This window comes from Janthinobacterium sp. HH102, assembly GCF_001758625.2.
Taxonomy (GTDB): domain Bacteria; phylum Pseudomonadota; class Gammaproteobacteria; order Burkholderiales; family Burkholderiaceae_D; genus Janthinobacterium.
Window position 1 is genome coordinate 4,748,570 of the sequence record NZ_CP062062.1, and the last position, 18,864, is coordinate 4,767,433.

Consider the following 18,864-nt stretch of genomic DNA (forward strand, 5'->3'; position numbering starts at 1 on the left):
ATCCTTCAGGCAAAGGTATCCGTGAACATGGCGCAGGCCGAGCGCAGCGACAGCTGCTCCTGCTGCAGGCAGGCGGACAACCGGCGCAGCGCCGCATCGCGTCCCAGCTGCTCCTCGACCCAGTCGAGCTGGTCGAAGATGATCAGCCGTTCGCTGCCGGCCTGCGGATCGATCAGCGCGCGCAAGCCGTGCGGGTCTGCGCCGCAAAAGCCGATCACCAGCACGGGCGCCTCGTCGAGGTGGGAAAAGAACAGCGCCAGTTCGAAATCGGCCTGGCGCAGAAAAGGCGCGATCAGGTGCAGCCAGAAGCTGGCCACCAGCTCGCGCAGCTGCGCGTCTTGCGGCAGCGGCAGCACCAGGCTTTTTTCCATGCGCGGCAAGCCGCTCCGGCGCACCGGCTGCAGCAGCAGGCCCAGGCCCAGCAGCAATTCGCGCACCGTCACGGGGAACGCGGGCGAAGCGAGCATCGTTTGCAAGCCATGCACGGTCTGCGCCTGCAAAAAGGCGGCCAGCCGTGCCGCGTGCTCAGGCGCGGCCGGTTCGACCTCCACCACGTTGCCGGCCAGCGCCAGCAAGGCCGGACCCGGCTCCGGGCTGGCCACGATGCCTTGCGACAGCTGCTCCAGGCGCTGCCACAGGGGCGCCAGCGCCAGCGGGCTGCAGCCGACAAAGGCCTCGGCGTCGTCGATTTCCAGCGCGCCCATGGCCATGAAGGGAAAGCGCCGCTGCGACTGGTCGTTGCTCGCTTCGAGGCGCCCGGCGATGGCGCGCCGGCTGCGCGTACCGACGAAGGCAAAGCGCAGCGGCGGCAAGGCGTCGTAATTGAGCTTCCAGCGCGGCTCCACCGTCAGCGCAGTCATGACCTGCGCCAGCCAGTCGTCGAGCAGCTGCACCAGCGCGTGATTGTCGCAAGCCTTGATGAAATCGCCGCGCGCGGGGATCTTGCCGAAGTAGCCGAGGCGCACCTGCTGTTGCGCGCGCATCATGGCGACACTCCCGCAGCCGCAGCGATGACCGGCACAGAAGCCGGAGCACCCACGATGGTTTCGGGCAGCTGCATGCCGCGAAAGCCCTGCTCCTGCACCGCCGCAGTTCCGCCCGCACCCGTCGCCGTCGTTTCCGCGCTGCTGGTGATTTTCAGGTCGACCGCCACGGCCACCTCGCCGCGCGCCCAGCGCAATTCGAACACGCCGCCGTCCTTGCGCTTTTTACTCGCCGCATCGATCATGCGCTTGAGGCCAAATTGTCCCGGCTCGTTGAACAGTTCCACCGTGCGCCCGTCGAAGGTGACGGCCGTGATGCGCGCCCCCTGCATGCCCGCCGCGCCCTGCGGCCCCGGATGGACCATGTTCGTCCACTGCGCCGGCGTGTTGCGGTAGCGCAGCTGCTGGCCGTCGATCTCCACCGTGTATTCCAGGGTGCCCGGTGCGGGCGACGGCTGGATCTGGAACACGGTTTGCGCCGCCGTCGACGTGGCCGCCACGCCGCCCGCGCCCAGCGGCGCGATCCAGCCGGGGAAGCGCGCCACCACCTGCGGCGACAGGCTGATGCCCATGTCGGCCCAGGTGCGCGGCGCCAGCACGTCGCCGCGCCGCACCACCAGGGGCCCCATGGACGTCGTGACGAATTTCGCCACCAGGCCTTCCGGGCCGAAGAACTGCCCGATCTCCAGGTTGCTCGCCTCAATGCGCGCGCTTGGGGCAAACGGATATTTGTTGGCCAGCGATTTCTGGAACGGTTCGTACACCTGCGCCGCCCAGGTCTTGTTGATATCGAGTTCGGCCGGCGCGACGATGACGGCAAAGGTCTGCATCAGCGGGCGCACGAGGATGGGGCGTATCGCCTGCTTTTGCGCGTCGCTCATCCCCGTGAGCAGCTGCTCGTCGACCAGTTTCAGGGCGTCGGCCAGCTCGGAGCCGCTGCCCTCCAAGGTCTGCTGCATGAACTGGCGCGCGCCCGGCCCTGCGTCGCCCTGGTTCTTCAGCAGGTTCAAGCGGCTGCGCAGTTTCGACAGCGCTTCCAGGTAGGCGCGCATCAGCGAGGCATTGTTGTCCCTGGCCGCCACCAGCTTGCCCACGCCGGCAAATTCGCGTCCCACGGGGCCCATCGGTTTGTCCAGGCGGGCCGGATCGAGCTGCGCATTGACGCCGGGACTGGCCGTCAGCTGCAACGGCGCGCGGCGCAGCACGGTTTCCTTGAACCACGCGATGATGCCCCGCTCGGCCTTGCGCAATTGGGCATTTTGCAGCGCCGGGTTGTCCCACGAAGTTTCTTCGTAAATCGTCGTCAGCAGTTTGGCGATCGGCGACGACTGCGGGTCGCCCAGGCGGTTCATCGCCTGCACGGCGCCGTCAAAACCTTTCAGGTCGGCGACGGCGACGCCCTGCACGAATTTTTGCCACTCGCGCGCGTAGTCGGCCTTGTACATGGCCACGAGGTTTTTCTCGATCTGCTCCGGACTGCCTTCCAGGGTCAGGTCGTCGGTGGAGGCGCTTTTCAGCACCCAGTCGGCGCTTTGCAGTTCGTGATTGGCGGCGTCGCGAAACGCGCCCTCGACGAACTTTTCCCAGGCCTGGCGCGTAAAGGCGCCGGAGACGGCATAGCTGCCCGCCAGCAGGGCCTGATCCTGTTCGCCGACGATACGCGCCACCGTCATGCCGGGAAAGCGCGTCGAGGCGCGCGCCTTAATGTCGGCATACACGCGCTCGCGCGCCGGCATGCCGCGCACCACGCGGCGCAGGTTTTCGCGCGCCTGGTCGACCAGCGCCAGCTTTTGCTCGATGCGCGGCCAGGACGGGTCGCCGATCTGCGCCAGGTAAAACGTCAGCAGCCGTTCGGCGCTGCGTATCATCTGCTCGCGCGGCATGGCGCCCCGGTTGCCCTCCAGCCAGCCGCGCCAGAAACGCGTCATCTGGTCGTTCAGGTGGCTGCTTTCCGCATGCGTCTTGTCGGCCAGCATCAGATAGGTTTTCAGCGCGTTGTAGGCGTCTTCCACATTCGTCGCGCTGGCCGCCTGGTATTGCACGTTGCGCGGCGCGGCGGGAGCCGCAGCGGGCGATGCGGCGCCCGGCGTCTGCGGCGTGCGCGCCGTGGGCTGCAGCTGGTCGGCGCTGGCGTTCATCTCGAACAGCAAGGCTTCCAGCGCGCCCGCCACGGGGGTCAGCATGATCTGGCGCGCGCCGGCGAAATATTCCTCGCGCAGCTTGCGCTCCAGTAAGTCGCCCTGGTACAGGCCCAGCCGCAAGGACCATGGCCTTTGCTCCCGGTACGCTTCCAGCTGCTCGATGCGGTCCTGCAGTATTTCGAGCGCTTCCAGGCGCGATTGCAAGTCCAGGCGTTTCTCCTGCAGCTTCACGACTTTATTCAGATCGGCTTCGACGTTGGCCACCAGTTGGCGGTTGCCCAGGTAGGACCAGCTCCAGCCGCCCAGGCAGGCGCCCAGCGACACGGTGGCGGCAAAGAACACGGCATATTTGAAGCGCAGCCTGGCGCGGTTGGCATAGGTGGCCACCAGGTGCTTGTCGGCAAAAATCACCTTGCGGAACAACTCCAGCAGGAAATAGCCATGCTGGCGCGCGCCCGATGGCGCCGTGGCCGGGGCCGGCGCGAAGGCCAGGTCGAAGCGGCGCGCCACCTGCTGCGAGGAGGCACTGACGGGCTCGCCCTCCTGCAGCGCGCTGGTCAAGTAAAAACCGCGGAACACGGGCTGGAACTGGAACGGGTTTTCCTCGAACAGGGTGGCGATGAAGGCGCGCAGGGCCGGCTTGATGGCGGCAAATTCCAGCGGGAAGGTGAACACGCCGGGCGCCATCGTCTTGCGTTGCCGGTGCGCCATGTTGGCCAGGCTCAGCTCCGTCAAGCCATCGTGCAATTCATCGAAGCTCTGGTCGAAAAAACTCAGCAAGTCCGCCGTGGGCAGCTTGCGCTGGTAGGGCATGGTGGCGCCCCATACGCGCTCGCGCTCGCTGCGTTCGGCGTCCGCGAAAAACTCCGTGAAGCCGGCGATCAGGTCCGCCTTGGTAAACACGATGTACAGGGGCGCGAACACTTCCAGGCGCTCGATGACGTCCTGCACGCGCTTGCGCAGGCTGCGCGCCAGCTGCATGCCGACATCGGGGTCGCCCTTCAATTCGGCGATGCTGACGGCGATGAGGATGCCGTTGATGGGCGCCTTGCGCCGGTATTTTTTCAGCAGGTCGAGAAAGCCGAACCACTCGCCCCGGTGCTCGTCGACGACGGAGTAGCGCCCTGCCGTGTCGAGCACGATGCCGTCCGTGGTGAAAAACCAGTCGCAGTTGCGCGTGCCGCCCACGCCCTGCACGATCTTGCCGTCGGCGAAAGGAAACTGCAGGCCCGAATGCAGGATGGCGCTGCTCTTGCCGGCGGCCGGATTGCCGATGATCATGTACCACGGCAATTCGTACAGGGCGGCGGCGCCCGACTTGAGGCCCAGCTTGGAGGTCTTGATGGTCTCGATGGCGGCCAGCATGCCCGTGCGCACGGCATCGAGTTCGCCCTGCTGCGTGTTGCTGGCCGTCGAGGACGAGGCCGCCTGCGCGGCGGCGATCTCGGCCTCGTTGAGGATGGCCTGGCCCAGCGCCTGCGCATTGCGCCGCGCGCGGCGACGGCGCCACAGCCACAGGCCCAGCCACGTGACAAAAGCCAGCAGCAGCAAGGCCAGCGCCCAGATCAGCGCCACTTCCAGCACCTCGGCGCCCAGGTACAGGGACAGTGCCAGCGCCACGAAGCCGAAGATGGTCAGATTGCGGCTGTCGGTGAGGAAATGCCAGAGTCGTCGCAGCATGATGAGCCCAGGGTGAGGTCGCAAAACAGGAGGAACGCCGCCGCGCAGCGAGGCGGATTCGGCCCATGCTGACAGCAATGCGGCGCGCCTTTGTTGACATACGACAAGTTCCAGGCGCCAGCGCGCGGCCCGCGCCGGTGTGCCATTGACGCTGCGCAAGTAAGCTTGCAGCGGTGAAATTCAGGCCGGTACGCGGCGCTAGAATGGCTGGCGCGGCTTACTTGCCCGGCCCGCGCGGTTGCGGCAATTCCGTGTGGCCGAAATCCATCATGGTCCAGCGCCCGCCCCAGCGCAGGCCTACCGATTCGGCCGTCACGCCATACAAACGGTAGCCGCGCATGGCCCAGGCATTTTTTTCAGAAATGATGAGTTTTCCTTCATGCATGAATGCGCAATCGGCGGCCAGGCCGTACTGGTGATAGCTTTGAAACGCCCTGGCGTTCGTCACGTTCGGCCCGGCCGCCGCCAGCTGGTCCTGGCGCGCGGGACTGCGGTAGCCTTCCAGCAAGACCATGTCGTAGCCATGCACCTCCTTCATGATCTTGAAGACCAGCAGCAGGCGCTGCGCGAAATCGTGGTCGAGCAATTGCCAGTTGCGGCTGGCGCCGCCCAGCAGCGGGCGCAGCTGCGTGACTTCGGCAGTGGAAAACAGCAGCGGCGGCAAGGTCGGTGGCGGTACCAGCTGTTCGCCCTTCAGCAAGTCGCTGACCTGGTCATTAATGACGTGTTGCTGGTCGGCATAGCCGCGCAGGGCGATGCGGTCGCTGGACAGCCAGGCCAGCAGCGGGGGCACGATGACCAGCACGCTGCCTGCCAGGCTCAGCCAGCGATGCCGCCACAGCAATTGCCAGGCGCGTGCCATGCCCGAGCCCGTGTGCTGCTGCACGCGCTGCCACTGCGCGCCGCCGCCCCGCTGCAGCACTTGCGCGCGCCGCTGCATGCGCCAGCCCAGGTTGACGAGCGTATGCAGCACGATGGCGCGGCCGCCGGGAAACAGCAGCAGCCAGCAAGCGAGACAGGCGAGCAGGAAATACATCAGGACCAGGGCGACAAACATGGGGCGCTCCGTGACGGGAATCGGCGGGGCCGGGCAATCCATTGCTCGGCGGTATCGTTAGATCGTAGGCGTCCGCGGCCCGCATGAGCGCGGTTTACATCAAGGTCAGTCGAATTTGATCCATTGCGGAGGTGATATTTTGTCTTTACTGAAAACCGGAGATGGCCAGGCGCGCGGTCCTGACCTGCTGAGCAAGGCCGGCGCGGCGGGCGCGCGCATCGAAGGCAAGGGCATCCTGTCGCAACTCGAGCACGGCGCCGCCGCGCCCGCAGCCATGCCGGCCCCGCGCTGGCGCCCCGGCTGGCGGTACGGCGCCGCCGGCGCACTGTGCCTGGCGGTGCTGATCATGGCCGTGCTTGCCTACGACACGGAGGTGCCGCCCCTGCCGCCGGCGCCCGTCACAGCCATGACCGAGATTCCGCCCGCGCCAGCAGCAACGGCGCTGCCGCACGCGGCACAGGCGGCCACCATCGTCAATACGGCGGCGCCGCCCTTGCCTGCTGCGGTCGCCGCGAACGCAAGCGCGCCGCCGAAGACGCCGCCGCCCGCGCGCCAGGCGGTCGCCCGCCCACAGGGAGCGAAACCGGCCGCCGCATCCGGCGACAGCGACGTCGCCTTGCTCACGGCGATGGTCGCGCATGCGCACCGGCAGGAAGGCATGGCGCCGCCCGTGCGCGACGTGGTGCTGCGCAGGCAGGAGCAGGGACAGGAACAGGACACGGCGGAACTGTTGCGGCGCTGTCAGCAGCTGGGCCTGATCGAAGGCATGCTGTGCCGTTCGCGCATCTGCTCAGGCCGCTGGGACAGCGATCCCGCCTGCCATTGAACGCCTGGGCGCCGCATGAAACCTCAGGCGCGCTCGGACACTTCGATCAGGTTACGGTCCGGGTCGCGCAGATACACGGAGCGGATGGGCCAATTGGCGCCCGTGCGGGACACTGGTCCTTCCTCGATGGCAATGCCCAGCGCCGCCAGATGGGCGATGAACACGTCCAGCGGCACGGCCGCGATGAAGCACAGGTCCAGCGCGCCGGGCGTGGGCAGGTCCGCCTTGGGCAGGAATTCCTTGCCGGCTTCATGCAGATTGATCTTTTGCGCGCCAAACTTGAAAGCATGGCGGCCGGTGCCGAACGTTTCCAGCTGCATGCCCAGCACGCGCGTATAGAAATCGATGCAGGCCGGTTTGTCGCGGGTGGTCAATACCAGATGATCGAGGTGGTCTATCATATAGTTTTCGGGTGAGCGGCCGCGTCCATGCGGCCTTGCAAGAAACCTTCCATCAGCGCCAGCAATGCCTGCGGCTGCTCCTGGTGCGGCGTATGCCCGCACTGCTCGACCATGGCGGGCATGGCGTTGAGGGCCTGCGCCACGATCGTGTCGACCTGGGCCGCGCTGCCGTACTGGTCCTCGCTGCCCTGCACCACCAGCGCCGGGCATTCGACGGAAGGCAGCAGGTATTCGATGTTCCAGAACTGGAAACCGTAGCTGAGCCAGGTGTCCGACCAGGCCTTGAAGATCGATTCCGTCTTGTCGCCATGGTATTTCGCCAGCGCCCGCAGCTTGCCCGCGCCAAACGCCGCGTCCGCCACGCGGATGCCATCGAGCGTGATGCCTTCGACAAACACGTGCGCCGCCTCGGTAATGATGCCACGCAAGCGCGGCGGCTGCTGCGCCGCATAGATCAGGGCGATGCTGCCGCCATCGGAGTGGCCGACGAGAAAATGGTCCTGCCCCGGCAGCAGTGCCGCCAGCACTTGCGGCAGTTCGCACAGCGCATAGTCGTGCAAATAATGGAGTTGGCGCCGCGCCGCCAGCGGCGACGACCGCCCATAGCCATGACGGTCATACAGCAAGCCGCGGCACCCCGTCGCCTGGCATAGCTGCGCGGGAAAATCTTTCCACATCGCACAGCAACCGAGTCCTTCGTGCAGGAATACCAGGCAGGGCTTGACGGGGTCGCCTTCGATCAGTTCGTAATAGATATCGGTTTCGGCACTCAGGTTCAGTATCGGCATGGGCTAGGCTCGCAACGGGTTCCGTATCGGCAGGTCGGCTGGGCCTATTGTGCCATTGTCCTGCGCCGCATGCGTGGCGGCCCCGTAAAAATAGCCTGGGGGAAAATATCTTGCCGCCTGCTTGCAAGGTGTTTGCGCCAGCACAATCGCACGCCGCTTTTCCGGCGGCCCAGCGCGCTTTCCGCCCCCGCGTATGCCTAGAATGAATTACTCCAACAGCATGGAGCAGGCGGCTACCTTATCAGCCAGGACGTGACACTGGCCGTCACGGCAGCACAGATAGGGCGTCTTGCCGCACGACGACAGGCGCGGCGTCCAAACTATCGATCAGGAGTACATCATGGAAATGAAAGTAGAACATCGCACCGGCAGCAACCTGGCACTGGATGAAACCGATACGCCGATGGAGCAGGAAGGCCAAAGCGCCCAAGGCGCGGCCGCACAGGACTTGAACCTGAGTCCCGCTGCCTTCACCACCTACTATACGTGGACGGCCAATGGCGTGCATCCTTCGGTCAACTTCGCCAATGCCAATGTGCACGCCAATTCGCGCGTATTTCTCAATATCAGCGAATATGGCGCGAATCCCCAGGACCGTTTCATCGGCGCCGCCCGCATGGCCGTGTATAACATCGCGCCATACAACGGCGGCTTCCGCGCCTGGGTAGAAATCTCCTGGGGCAGCCCGCTCAAGGTGCGCTTCGACGTGTTTGTCGATCCCTGATCCGGGCATCATTGCGCGTACCCCTGCCACCAGCGGGATGGCATCGTGCAGGCCGTTGATACACTGACGGCATGGCAAGCATGGATGAAAACCATGCGCACATGACAAAAGGGCCACGTGTTGCCACGTGGCCCTTTGCTGCTGCTTGTTCTGGCTCCCCGACCTGGACTCGAACCAGGGACCTGCGGATTAACAGTCCGTCGCTCTACCAACTGAGCTATCAGGGAAAGGAGGCCGAATTATATACGTCAAAATTTCCCATGTCCAGTCGTTACTACATGGTTGCCGCATGGCCAGCAAAACAGGCAGCCAGGGAGCATGCCTCGCCAGGCGGCGGGCCCCGTCTGCGCGCCGCCAGGCAAGATAGTAGAATAGCCATGCCTTGCCGATACGCAAGGCGCACAACGGCATGCCGGCAGCGGGGCGTCAACCACGCCGCCGCGCGGACATGCGCTTGCAAGGTTCGCCTTGCCCCTGGCTGACTGCTCTTACCCGACATGACAGAATCAAGCGCAACCCTGGTAGACAAGGCCGGCAGCGGCGACAGCTCGGCAGAAATTGCCGAACATATGGCGGCCGCCATCGTGGCGCGCCAATTGCCGCCCGGCACGCGGCTGCGCGAAGAGGCGCTGTGCCGGCTGTATGGCGTCAGCCGCACCAAGATCCGCGCCGCCCTGCTGATTCTCTCGAAAGACAAACTCATCCGCATGGTGCCCGACAAGGGCGCCTTCGTCAGCCAGCCCACCGAAGCGGAAGCGCGCGACATCTTTGCCGCGCGGCGCATCATCGAAGCGGCCCTGGCGCGCGAATTCGTCGCGCAGGCCAAACCTGCCGACTACAGGATGCTCGATCGGCACCTGAAAGCGGAACGCCTGGCGCTGGCGCAAGCGACGCCGCTGCGCTCGCAACTGCTGGGCGACTTCCACGTCTTGCTGGCCGATATCGCCGGCAACGCCGTTCTGCGCGACATCGTGCGCGAACTGGTGGGCCGCAGCTCGCTCATCACCATGCTGTACCAGTCGGGTCACGCGGCCGCCTGCTCGTGCGACGAACACGGCCGCTTTCTCGATGCGGCACGCAGCGGCGACGCCGATCTGGCGGCCCACCTGATGGTCGAGCACCTGGCGCACGTGGAAGCGGCCTTGCGCTTCGACGGCAGCGCCGGCGACGCCAAAAAAGACCTGGTCGCCGCACTGCTGATGTAAGCGGCGCCAAAAGCAAAAGGCCGCCCTGCTGATGCACGGGCGGCCTTGTCACTACTTGCAGGCAAACTTGCTATTCGCCCAGGTAGATGAACTTGAACAGGAAGATGGCAGCGATGATGTAGGCCACCACCGATACCTGCTTGCCCTTGCCCGTCAACAGTTTCAATACCGCATAGGTGATGAAACCAAAGGCCACGCCGCTGGCCACCGAATACGTAAACGGCATCATCAGCGCCGTGATGGCGGCCGGGATGCTTTCCGTGCTGTCATCCCAGTCGATGAAGGTCAGTTCGCGCAGCATCAGGCAGGCCACGTACAGCAGCGCGGGCGCCGTCGCGTACGGCGGCACCGTGTGCGCCAGCGGGGCGAAGAACAGGCTGCCCAGGAACAGCAGCGCGACGGCGACGGCCGTCAAACCCGTACGTCCGCCCGCTTGCACACCGGCAGCGCTTTCGACGAAGGCGGTGGTGCTCGACGTGCCCAAGCAGGCGCCGGCGGCAATCGCCGTGCTGTCGGCCAGCAAGGCCTTGTTCATGCGTTCCATCTTGCCGTCTTTCAACAAGCCGGCACGGTTGGCCACGCCCATCAGGGTGCCCGTCGCATCGAACAATTCAACCAGGAAAAATACCAGCACCACGTTGACGATGCCGATCGACAGCGCGCCCATGATGTCGAGCTTGAACAGGGTCGGTTCGATGGCGGGCGGCGCCGAGACGATGCCGTTGAACTGGTTGCCGCCGAAGAAGAAGCTGGCAATGGTGATGGTGAGGATGCCGATCAGGATGGCGCCCGGCACTTTCAGGCGGTCCAGCGCGACGATGATGAAGAAACCGAGGATGGCCAGGATGGGCGCCGCCTGGTGCAAGTCGCCCAGTGCGATGATGGTGGCGGGGTTCGACACCACCACGCCCGCGCTTTTCAGCGAAATGATGGCCAGGAACAGGCCGATACCCACCGTGATCGCCGTGCGCAGCGCGGGCGGGATGCTGTTGATGATCATCTCGCGTATCTTGAACAGGCTGACCAGAATGAACAGGCAGCCGGAAATGAAGACGGCGCCCAGCGCCACTTCCCAGCTCATGCCCATGCCCTTGACCACCGTGTACGAGAAATACGCATTCAAGCCCATGCCCGGCGCCAGCGCGATCGGGTAGTTCGCGTACAGGCCCATGATCAGGGTGCCGATGGCGGCCGCCAGGCAGGTGGCGACAAAAACGGAGTCTTTCGGCATGCCCGCGTCACCGAGGATGGACGGGTTGACGAAGATGATGTAGGCCATCGTCAGGAACGTGGTCAGGCCGGCCAGCAGCTCCGTGCGCACATTGGTCCCGTTGTCCTTCAGTTTGAAATAGCGTTCCAGGAACTGCATGATTAACCCCTTGTTTTGGTAAAACCGCGCGCCTGGTCTTGGACTATGCGCATCTTTTTTTCTTGCAACAACTACTTACTTGCTTACTTGCTTACTTGATTACTTGCCTGGCGCGCCGGCCGGCTTGAAGGCCCACCAGCGGCTGCCCGCGAAATTCCAGACCAGCCCGATGCCCGTCGCCAGCACCTGCGCCAGCCAGTAATACCAGCCCAGCTGGTGTACCAGCAGCCACATCAGCCCCGTATTGATGCACCAGCCGATGCCCAGCAAGGTGAAATACTTGCTGGCCGCCTCGCCATGGCCCTTGTCGCTTTTAAACGTGAAAAAGTAATTCAGGAGGTAGTTGACGACGGAACCGAGGATGTAGCCGATGCCGGACGCGGCGGCGGCGCTGATGCCCGCCCATTCCACACCGCCCCACAGCACGCTGTATTGCACGGCCGTGCCGGAAGCGCCGACGGCGGCGAAACGCAAGAATTGGTGATGCAGGGAATGGGACATTGTCAGTTTTCAAATGAACGATAGCAGGGTCGGGCCAGAATAAAAAATGGCTACGATTGCTCGTAACCATTTTTCAGCCTGCATTTTACTGCAAGTTGCGCCCAACGTTCATATTCGCCGCCGATACTCCACGGCTCCGATGCCTATTTCTTGACTTGACGGCGCCGGCGCAGCCACACGCACAGCGCGATCAGCAACAAGATGGCCGCGATGCCGCCCGGCAGCATGAACGGTTGCGCCCGCGCCAGCACGGGTTTTTCGCCGCCGCTGCGCGCCTGCGCCACGTAGGCAGGCGTCACCGACACCTCCGGGTTGCCGTACTGTTTCAGCACGTAATTGGCGATCGAGGCGATCTGCTCGTCCGTCAAGGGCTGCACGTACGAGCGCTGGTCGAAACGGGGCATGAACGCTTCGTGCTCTTCCCCTTCGATCTTGCGCTCGACGCCAAACAGGATGGCCGAGACCAGGTTGGCCGGCGTGTTGCCGCCCGTCGCCGTGTTGTTGAACAGGGCCGGATAACTTTGCCCCGTGCTGCCGGCGCCGCTGGCCGAATGGCAGCTGGCGCAATAGCCGGAAAACAGCACGGCGCCGCTATTCAAGGAATGGCGCTCGGTGGCAGCGGCCATGCCGCGCAATGCCGCTTCCTCGCTGGCGGCGCTGCCGTGGCTGAAGGCAGCCTTGGTCTGCCCCTGCGCGCGCACGGGCGGCACCGTGCGCAGCCAGGCGACGATGGCGGCCACGTCGTCGTCGCGCAAAAATTGCAGGCTGTTCTGGATGGCTTCGGCCATGCCGCCCGCCGCCTGCCCCTTGCCTTCCACGTGCCCCGTCTTCAGGTAGGCCGTCAGTTCCGCATCCGTCCACGCGCCGATGCCGCTGACCTTGTCGGACGTGATGTTCGGCGCATGCCAGGAGCCGAGCGCGGCACCCGCCAGGGTCTGGCTGCCGATTTCCGCCATCAGCGCGTTGCGCGGCGTGTGGCAGGCGCTGCAGTGCGCCAGCCCTTCGGCCAGGTAGGCGCCGCGGTTGATCTGTGCGCTCTTCGCCGGATCGGGCACGAAGCGTTTATTGTCGAGGAACAAGGTGTTCCAGCCCAGCATCGACAGGCGCACATTGAACGGGAATGGCAGGGCCGTCTGGCGCGCCGGCTCGTCGACGGGCTGGACGGCCTGCATGAAGTAGTAATACAGGTCGCCCACATCCGCATCCGTCAGCTGCGCATAGCTGGTGTAGGGCATGGCCGGATACAGATGACTGCCATCGGCGCGCACGCCTGCGCGCAGGGCGCGCGCAAAGTCGGCCTCCGTGTAATGGCCGATGCCGCCTTTTTTGGAGGGCGTGATATTCGTCGCATAGATCGTGCCCAGCGGCGAATCGATGGCGTAGCCGCCCGCATACGGCTTGCCGCCCGCCGCCGTATGGCAGGCCATGCAGTCGGCCGCGATAGCCAGGTAGCGGCCCCGCTCCAGCCGTGCATCGGGCTTGGCGGCTGTGCTTGCGGCCGGCGCGGCCGGACGGTCCGGCGTCAGGGTAACGGGCGGCGCCGGCGGCACAGGTGGTAAAGCACGCGCGGCCAGCGGCAAGCCGGCCGCCAGGGTCAGGCCCAGCAAGAAACGGCGCATCATGCTGCCTCCCTTGCCAGGGTGCGGGCGATGTCGTCGGCCGCGCGCAAGCCGAGCGCAGCCATGCTGAGGGTCGTGTTGACGACGCTGGCCGACGGCATGGCGCCGCCGCCCGGCAGCCACAGGTTGGCGTGGTCGTGGGCGCGGCAATTGCCGTCGACCACGGAGTCAAGACGGTTACTGCCCATGATGACGCCGCCCATGATGTGGTTATTCGCATTCAGGCTGTCGGTGATATGGAATTCCACGGCGCCGAACAGCTTGCCGATGTGCTCGAGCTGCGCATGCGCGGCCTTCGCGCCATCGCGCACGTAATCGCCCACGTCATAGTAGATGTCGGGACAGGCCAGGCCCAGCGGATCCTTGCGCGTCTTGCTCAAGGTCAGGCGGTTGTGCGCTTCAGGCAGCGGTTCCAGGCTGATCGACAGGTCGACGCCGAACGCGGCGCGGCGGCGGATCTCGTCGTCGAGATCCTTGCCCACCAGGCCCAGCTTCAACGACTGCTGCGTAGCAGGTCCGACCCGGGTGATATTGTTCAGGATCATCTTGTTGGCCGAATACTGTGCGCGGAAGGCGCCGTCGCGCGGGCCCACCAGGCAGCTGCTTTGCGCGGGGCCACGGCCCGTCCAGATCGGTTCATTGGCCAGGAAGGTACAGTGGAAACCCGAGTGGTCCATCATGTTGCGGCCGACCTGGTCCGAACTGTTGGCAATGCCGTTCGGATTGTTCTGGTTCGCCGCCAGCAGCAGCAAACGGGGCGTTTCGATGCCGTTACAGGCGATGACGAAGGCCTTGCCCGTCGCCATGTGCGACTGTTTCTTGGCGTCATACCAGTGCACGGCGGTGACGCGATTGTTCTGGTCCGTGTCGATGCGGTAGACGACGGCCTCGGCCAGCACGCCCGCGCCTTTCAGCTCGGCCCGCTCGACGTGGTGGATGCCGTTGTACATGGCGCCGATGGGGCAGATCGGCTGGCAATTGTTATTGCCGCAGCACGTGGGACGGCCCTGCCACGGACGCGTCGAGCGCCCTTGCGGAATCGGCACGGAACGGTAGCCGTGCGGGTTGACCACTTCGGCGAAGCGCTTGTCACCATAGCCCCAGGGCACCATGTCCATCGGGTACGGCGCGCTGCGCTCGCTGGGCGACTGCAAGGCGGGATCGTTGGGGCCGGCCACGCCCATTTCCTGCTCGGCGCGGCAATAGTAGGGTTCCAGTTCCTCATAGGAAATGGCCCAGTCGCGCCCGACGCCGTAATCGCTCTTCATGCGCATGTCCGACGGCAAATGGCGCCAGCACGACGCGGCCCAATGCCAGGTCGTGCCGCCCACCGTGCGCAGATAGCCCTGCTGGAAACTGCTGCCGCTGGGACCGGACAATTCCACATAGTTATTCTTCGGGAAATACAGGGGCGCGGGCGCATTGTCCGCCTGCGGATACAGGCCCTGGAAGTCGGAACCGACGCGGTTCTCGAACGGCATGTTGCGCCAGTTTTCCACGGCTTGTCCCCGCTCGATGCGCAGGCCCGCTTCCAGCATGATCACGGAATGGCCTTGCGCGGCCAGCTGGTCGGCCATCATGGCGCCGACGACACCCGTGCCGACGATGACAACATCGGCGACGACGTCGCCATTACTCTTGAATTGGGGGGATTTCATTTTGCTTGCTTGCCTTTCGGTTCGGGAGTGCCGGTGGTGGCCGGGGCCGGTACGGGTTTGGGCGCCACGGGCGCGGAGACGCGCACGGCCGGCGGCGCCTTCAGCCACCACAGAGGGCCGTAATTGCAATAGGTCGGCACGACCTGGCCATCGGCCACCGTGCGGTACATCAAGGCTTCCGCATACGCGACGACGATGGACTTCGTGCCCTGCTCAGGATGGCCGGCGACGGTGCCCGTGTACCAGGCGGCAACGATGGCCAGCGCCAGCTCACGCAAAGCCGCATCGGCGGCGCTGGCGGCGGCCAGCAGCGCCTTGGCTTCCTGGCCCGTGACGAGCAGCGCGCTCAGTTGCGGCAAGCGCTCGGCGAAGCCGGGCAGGTTCGTGCGCATGGCTTGCTCGATGCGCGCCGCCGTCGCGGCGGACAGATCGCGGTGGCCCGTGATGGTTTGCGACAAGGTGTAGAACAGCATCGTCGCGGGCGCCAGGCCGGGCGCCGGAGCGCTGGCTGGCGCCGGCATGGCGGCCGAGAGCGGATTGCTCCAGAAACCGGCCTGCGCCAGCAAGGCGGCCAGGCCGATCAGGGCGTGGCGGCGGCTGATGCGGGGAAGGGATGAAACGGATGTTGCAGATGGTTCGCTGCCTGGATAGTTCATGAGACTCCCGCAAGACTTGTTGTTTTATTGACTTCGATGATTGCGCCACATTGCATTTGCGCATAAATGGAACCGGTTCCACATTATCCTACAGAAGTAAATTGTCTGCCAATGTAGTATTACTATTGAGAATTTGCCCTGCGCGATGCCGGCATGGATGCCGGCTGGCTGCCCAGCAAGAACATGTGCTGGCCAGGGGCGAGATAGCGGCATCGCACGAGGGTGACGCCCGGCGATATCGATGGCCATACGGGCCTCGTGCCGGTCAGGCTGTACCACGATTTATGGGGCCGCTTGGGCATCGCCCCTATGCCGGCACAGCTGCAGGCGCTGCGCACGGGGCAATGCTCACGACGCCGCGGCATTTTCCTCGCGCCACTTGCGCACCATCTCGCTGCTGATTTCGCGTTCGTAGCAAATGGGGGCATAACCGCCCTTCCTGCTCCATGCGCTGCGTCCTCCGCAAGCGCTGCCATTCTTGGCGGCATGGTAGGGACAGGGGCAGCGCCCCGGATAGGCGGCAATCGATTCGGCGATGATCTGCTGCTTGACCTTCGCTTCGGACAAGGGCTGGCGTCCCTGGCCGCCGGCAAGGGGCGCATAGACGATGCCGGCGGCCAGCATCAGCACCAGGGCGCAGATATTCTTCATGGGAAGGCTTGTGTTCCTCGAGAGGCGGCAAATATGCCCTGCAAGTATGACAGATGCTTTTCGACACATCTGCGTGCAATGTCACAATGCAAAAAGCCCAACCGTAATGGCTGGGCTTTTCGATACTGCTGATGTTCTGGCTCCCCGACCTGGACTCGAACCAGGGACCTGCGGATTAACAGTCCGTCGCTCTACCAACTGAGCTATCAGGGAAAAGAGGCCGCATTCTATAGCGCAAATTTTCAGTTGTCCAGATTTACGCGAAAAAAATTATGCGCGGCATACCTCAGCCCGGATTTTCCTGCGGATGATAGTCGAACACGAGTACGCGGCCCAGCCATGGTTTAAGCAGCTCGACAAAAGCCTGGTGCGCGGCATGGGTCAGATACGCATCGCGCGCGCCCGTATCGGCAAAACTCAAGCTGAAGCAATCAGTAAAGCCGTCATCGAGGCCTTCCGGGCTGACGTTCGGCCCCCACTCGAATTGCAGCACGCCGGGGATGCGATGTTTAAGCTGGGAAAATTCATAGACCAGCTCGGCATGCTTGGCCGGTGTGATGTCCTCAAGAAAATCACAGAGAACGATATGGCGCAACGGGATAGAACAGGTCATGGTGGCAACTCTCCTATGGGGTTGCATTCAGGATAGCGCAAAACGGGAAAAGACACAGGCCGCAGCCCGCCATGGCGCCACTGCGGACGCGCTGCAGATATTTTTCATATGCAACATATTATTCGGATAACATCCTACATGGACACCCCATACCTGCCAGCAACCATCCATACCAGCCCATGACAAAAAACAGCATAATGGCCATGTTATTCATCGCCTTGATTCCATTTTATGCATGTAAAGCACAACCCGTTCCGCTTGCCATCGACGTGCTGCTGACTCCCGACATTGGCGGGATAAAGCAGTTTGTGGAAATCAAAACAGATGACTCCAACAAGCCTGCTCTTCTCTTTCTATCGGGCGGGCCGGGAAGTTCGATGATGAAGAATGCGGATGCGTTTACCGCCATCCTGAAAAAGAGATTTACGCTTGTGCAATGGGACCAGCGCGATGCAGGAAAAACCCTGAAACTGAATCCTTCGCCAAGCCAACCTTCCGTCGCGCAGATGGAGCAGGACACGTACCAGGTCATCACGTTTCTACAAAAAGAGCTCAAGCAGGAAAAAATATACTTGCTGGGCAGTTCCTGGGGCAACGTCCTGGGCTTTTATATCGTCAAGCATCATCCGGAACTGCTGCATGCCTATTTCGCGTCCAATCCTGTCGTGAGCCAGCTGGAAAGCGAGAAAGAATTGCTGAAAACCTTGAAAGTGCATTTCAAGGACAATGCCGTCGCCAGCCAGGAACTGGACAGCGTCAGTTTCCCGTTTGCAAGTGACGAAAGCATGTTTTATTTAAGGAAATGGCTTTTTTACAAGGATGGCAAGGAATTTGCCACAAGCGAGGGCTTCAAGACGGGCTTTCTTCAATGGTCGAAAACCTGGTCGCCAGTCTGGAACGAGGTCATGAACATCGATCTGCCCAGGACCTTGAAGAGCGTTGACTGCCCCGTGTATTTCTTCGTCGGCAAAAACGATATCCAGACCTCGACCAGGATCACGCAAGCGTATTTTGAAACATTGAAGACGCCAAAGAAGGGGCTGTTTTTCTTTGACCATTCCGGGCATCAAATTCACCAGGATGAACCGGTGCAGTTCCAGGAAGCCATCATCAAGACATTGGATGCGGCGCCGAAGTCCTGATACGACGCCCCGTCACGGGACACCAATCCCGGAAGCGGACAGGCTGGCCTGGTCGCCGGCAATGCCGGCGGCGGCCTTGCGGATCAGCGTCGCCACCGCATGGGCTTGCGAAATGTAAATGGCATGGCTGCCGGCGACTTCGACCACCTTCGAGCCCGCGCGTTCGGACATCTTGCGTTGCATCGCCGGCGCAATCATCTTGTCCTCAGTCGCCACCAGGTACCAGCTGGGCTTGCTCCTCCACGCTGGCGCGCTGACCACGCCGGTCAGCGCGGCCACTCCCCAGGGCACTTGCGATACCGCCATGAAGCGGGCCTTGTCCCTGGGCACATCGGCCGCGAAGGCGGCCGCAAACTTTTTCTGGTCGAGCAACAGGAAGCCATAGTGCGGCGGCAAGATCGGCGGCACCGGTGCGCCAGGCGGGGCATTCTTCAGCAAGGAATCGACGGACTCGCCTTGATCCGGCACAAACGCCGCGATGTAGACCAATGCCTTGACCTTGGGATCGTTCCCCGCTTGCGTGACCACGGCACCGCCATACGAATGACCAACGAGGACCACGGGACCCGGCGACGCGGCGATGACCCGTCCGGTCGCGGCCACATCGTCCGCCAGCGATAGCGTTGGGTTTTGCACAATGGCAACGTGACAACCCTCGTCACGCAGCGCCCGGTAAACGGCTTCCCAACCCGACCCGTCGACAAAACCGCCATGCACGAGCACGATCGTTGCCGACCCAACACTTGTGACCTCATCCATTTCAGCCCCTCCAGGAAGTTGAAGGCGATGACAGGCCTGCCGGCGCCTTGTCGCCTCCAGCATAGCGCCGGGTGCCTGGCGGCCTATGCGC

The 18,864-nt window shown here is 63.7% G+C and carries 17 protein-coding genes and 2 tRNA genes; 4 read left to right on the plus strand and 15 right to left on the minus strand.

Features of this window, described 5'->3' with window-relative positions:
• Positions 1-5: 5 nt before the first annotated feature.
• From tagF to JAB4_RS21685, 3 genes are all read right to left on the minus strand, one after another.
• Complete coding sequence (tagF, locus tag JAB4_RS21675) at positions 6-986, minus strand: type VI secretion system-associated protein TagF (RefSeq protein ID WP_070224159.1); 981 nt, start codon at positions 984-986, stop codon at positions 6-8.
• A complete protein-coding gene (tssM, locus tag JAB4_RS21680) occupies positions 983-4,804 on the minus strand; it encodes a type VI secretion system membrane subunit TssM (RefSeq protein WP_070224160.1) in 3,822 nt (1,273 codons plus the stop codon). Before tssM ends, tagF begins: the two co-directional genes overlap by 4 nt.
• 217 nt (positions 4,805-5,021) lie before the next feature.
• Complete coding sequence (locus JAB4_RS21685) at positions 5,022-5,861, minus strand: M15 family metallopeptidase (protein WP_070224161.1); 840 nt, start codon at positions 5,859-5,861, stop codon at positions 5,022-5,024.
• A 139-nt stretch (positions 5,862-6,000) separates the two neighbouring features.
• On the opposite strand from JAB4_RS21685, the gene JAB4_RS21690 reads away from it, so the two are divergent.
• A complete protein-coding gene (locus JAB4_RS21690) occupies positions 6,001-6,687 on the plus strand; it encodes a hypothetical protein (RefSeq protein ID WP_227742011.1) in 687 nt (228 codons plus the stop codon).
• Between the two features lie 23 nt (positions 6,688-6,710).
• Here JAB4_RS21690 and JAB4_RS21695 read toward each other — a convergent pair whose 3' ends face one another.
• Positions 6,711-7,088 (minus strand): VOC family protein, encoded by a 378-nt coding sequence (locus JAB4_RS21695; protein ID WP_070224162.1) that lies wholly within the window; start codon positions 7,086-7,088, stop codon positions 6,711-6,713.
• Positions 7,085-7,876 (minus strand): alpha/beta hydrolase, encoded by a 792-nt coding sequence (locus tag JAB4_RS21700; RefSeq protein WP_070224163.1) that lies wholly within the window; start codon positions 7,874-7,876, stop codon positions 7,085-7,087. The genes JAB4_RS21695 and JAB4_RS21700 overlap by 4 nt, the downstream gene beginning before the upstream one ends.
• Positions 7,877-8,216: 340 nt before the next feature.
• Between JAB4_RS21700 and JAB4_RS21705 the strand changes: the two genes are divergently transcribed.
• Entirely contained in the window at positions 8,217-8,600 is a 384-nt protein-coding gene (locus tag JAB4_RS21705; protein WP_227742012.1) for a hypothetical protein, read from the plus strand.
• A gap of 151 nt (positions 8,601-8,751) precedes the next feature.
• Here JAB4_RS21705 and JAB4_RS21710 read toward each other — a convergent pair.
• A tRNA-Asn gene (locus JAB4_RS21710) sits at positions 8,752-8,827 on the minus strand.
• A 270-nt stretch (positions 8,828-9,097) separates the two neighbouring features.
• On the opposite strand from JAB4_RS21710, the gene JAB4_RS21715 reads away from it, so the two are divergent.
• A complete protein-coding gene (locus JAB4_RS21715; RefSeq protein ID WP_070224164.1) occupies positions 9,098-9,805 on the plus strand; it encodes a GntR family transcriptional regulator in 708 nt (235 codons plus the stop codon).
• Between the two features lie 70 nt (positions 9,806-9,875).
• On the opposite strand, the gene JAB4_RS21720 is transcribed toward JAB4_RS21715, so the two are convergent.
• The 8 genes from JAB4_RS21720 to JAB4_RS21755 form a co-directional block, all read right to left on the minus strand.
• Complete coding sequence (locus tag JAB4_RS21720; RefSeq protein ID WP_070224165.1) at positions 9,876-11,174, minus strand: NCS2 family permease; 1,299 nt, start codon at positions 11,172-11,174, stop codon at positions 9,876-9,878.
• 99 nt (positions 11,175-11,273) lie between these two features.
• The gene (locus JAB4_RS21725) at positions 11,274-11,675 is read right to left on the minus strand and encodes a GtrA family protein (RefSeq protein WP_070224166.1); all 402 of its coding nucleotides are present in this window, start codon (positions 11,673-11,675) and stop codon (positions 11,274-11,276) included.
• Positions 11,676-11,818: 143 nt separating this feature from the next.
• The gene (locus JAB4_RS21730) at positions 11,819-13,297 is read right to left on the minus strand and encodes a c-type cytochrome (RefSeq protein ID WP_227742013.1); all 1,479 of its coding nucleotides are present in this window, start codon (positions 13,295-13,297) and stop codon (positions 11,819-11,821) included.
• On the minus strand, positions 13,294-14,952 hold the full coding sequence (locus tag JAB4_RS21735; RefSeq protein ID WP_070224167.1) for a GMC family oxidoreductase: 1,659 nt from the start codon (positions 14,950-14,952) through the stop codon (positions 13,294-13,296). The genes JAB4_RS21730 and JAB4_RS21735 overlap by 4 nt, the downstream gene beginning before the upstream one ends.
• Positions 14,949-15,608 carry a sugar dehydrogenase complex small subunit gene (locus JAB4_RS21740; RefSeq protein WP_070224168.1) on the minus strand — a complete coding sequence of 220 codons (660 nt, stop codon included), beginning with the start codon at positions 15,606-15,608 and terminating at the stop codon, positions 14,949-14,951. The genes JAB4_RS21735 and JAB4_RS21740 overlap by 4 nt, the downstream gene beginning before the upstream one ends.
• A gap of 348 nt (positions 15,609-15,956) precedes the next feature.
• Positions 15,957-16,259 (minus strand): hypothetical protein, encoded by a 303-nt coding sequence (locus JAB4_RS21745; protein WP_217494573.1) that lies wholly within the window; start codon positions 16,257-16,259, stop codon positions 15,957-15,959.
• A 137-nt stretch (positions 16,260-16,396) separates the two neighbouring features.
• A tRNA-Asn gene (locus JAB4_RS21750) sits at positions 16,397-16,472 on the minus strand.
• Between the two features lie 73 nt (positions 16,473-16,545).
• A complete protein-coding gene (locus tag JAB4_RS21755; protein ID WP_070224169.1) occupies positions 16,546-16,872 on the minus strand; it encodes a Dabb family protein in 327 nt (108 codons plus the stop codon).
• Between the two features lie 203 nt (positions 16,873-17,075).
• Here JAB4_RS21755 and JAB4_RS21760 point away from each other — a divergent pair, with 203 nt between their 5' ends.
• A complete protein-coding gene (locus tag JAB4_RS21760; protein WP_070224192.1) occupies positions 17,076-18,014 on the plus strand; it encodes an alpha/beta hydrolase in 939 nt (312 codons plus the stop codon).
• Positions 18,015-18,026: 12 nt separating this feature from the next.
• On the opposite strand, the gene JAB4_RS21765 is transcribed toward JAB4_RS21760, so the two are convergent.
• Positions 18,027-18,773, minus strand: coding sequence for an alpha/beta hydrolase (locus JAB4_RS21765; protein WP_070224170.1), 747 nt, complete (start codon positions 18,771-18,773; stop codon positions 18,027-18,029).
• Positions 18,774-18,864 lie beyond the last annotated feature (91 nt).

What these genes read in the sequence shown, in the direction of transcription:
- JAB4_RS21725 (WP_070224166.1), bottom strand. Translation starts at nt 11,675, where the DNA reads ATGTCCCATTCCCTGCATCACCAATTCTTGCGTTTCGCCGCCGTCGGC.
- JAB4_RS21755 (WP_070224169.1), bottom strand. Translation starts at nt 16,872, where the DNA reads ATGACCTGTTCTATCCCGTTGCGCCATATCGTTCTCTGTGATTTTCTT.
- JAB4_RS21700 (WP_070224163.1), bottom strand. Translation starts at nt 7,876, where the DNA reads ATGCCGATACTGAACCTGAGTGCCGAAACCGATATCTATTACGAACTG.
- JAB4_RS21720 (WP_070224165.1), bottom strand. Translation starts at nt 11,174, where the DNA reads ATGCAGTTCCTGGAACGCTATTTCAAACTGAAGGACAACGGGACCAAT.
- JAB4_RS21740 (WP_070224168.1), bottom strand. Translation starts at nt 15,608, where the DNA reads ATGAACTATCCAGGCAGCGAACCATCTGCAACATCCGTTTCATCCCTT.
- JAB4_RS21735 (WP_070224167.1), bottom strand. Translation starts at nt 14,952, where the DNA reads ATGAAATCCCCCCAATTCAAGAGTAATGGCGACGTCGTCGCCGATGTT.
- JAB4_RS21760 (WP_070224192.1), top strand. Translation starts at nt 17,076, where the DNA reads ATGTTATTCATCGCCTTGATTCCATTTTATGCATGTAAAGCACAACCC.
- JAB4_RS21715 (WP_070224164.1), top strand. Translation starts at nt 9,098, where the DNA reads ATGACAGAATCAAGCGCAACCCTGGTAGACAAGGCCGGCAGCGGCGAC.
- JAB4_RS21745 (WP_217494573.1), bottom strand. Translation starts at nt 16,259, where the DNA reads ATGAAGAATATCTGCGCCCTGGTGCTGATGCTGGCCGCCGGCATCGTC.
- JAB4_RS21765 (WP_070224170.1), bottom strand. Translation starts at nt 18,773, where the DNA reads ATGGATGAGGTCACAAGTGTTGGGTCGGCAACGATCGTGCTCGTGCAT.
- JAB4_RS21705 (WP_227742012.1), top strand. Translation starts at nt 8,217, where the DNA reads ATGGAAATGAAAGTAGAACATCGCACCGGCAGCAACCTGGCACTGGAT.
- tssM (WP_070224160.1), bottom strand. Translation starts at nt 4,804, where the DNA reads ATGCTGCGACGACTCTGGCATTTCCTCACCGACAGCCGCAATCTGACC.
- tagF (WP_070224159.1), bottom strand. Translation starts at nt 986, where the DNA reads ATGATGCGCGCGCAACAGCAGGTGCGCCTCGGCTACTTCGGCAAGATC.
- JAB4_RS21695 (WP_070224162.1), bottom strand. Translation starts at nt 7,088, where the DNA reads ATGATAGACCACCTCGATCATCTGGTATTGACCACCCGCGACAAACCG.
- JAB4_RS21685 (WP_070224161.1), bottom strand. Translation starts at nt 5,861, where the DNA reads ATGTTTGTCGCCCTGGTCCTGATGTATTTCCTGCTCGCCTGTCTCGCT.
- JAB4_RS21730 (WP_227742013.1), bottom strand. Translation starts at nt 13,297, where the DNA reads ATGATGCGCCGTTTCTTGCTGGGCCTGACCCTGGCGGCCGGCTTGCCG.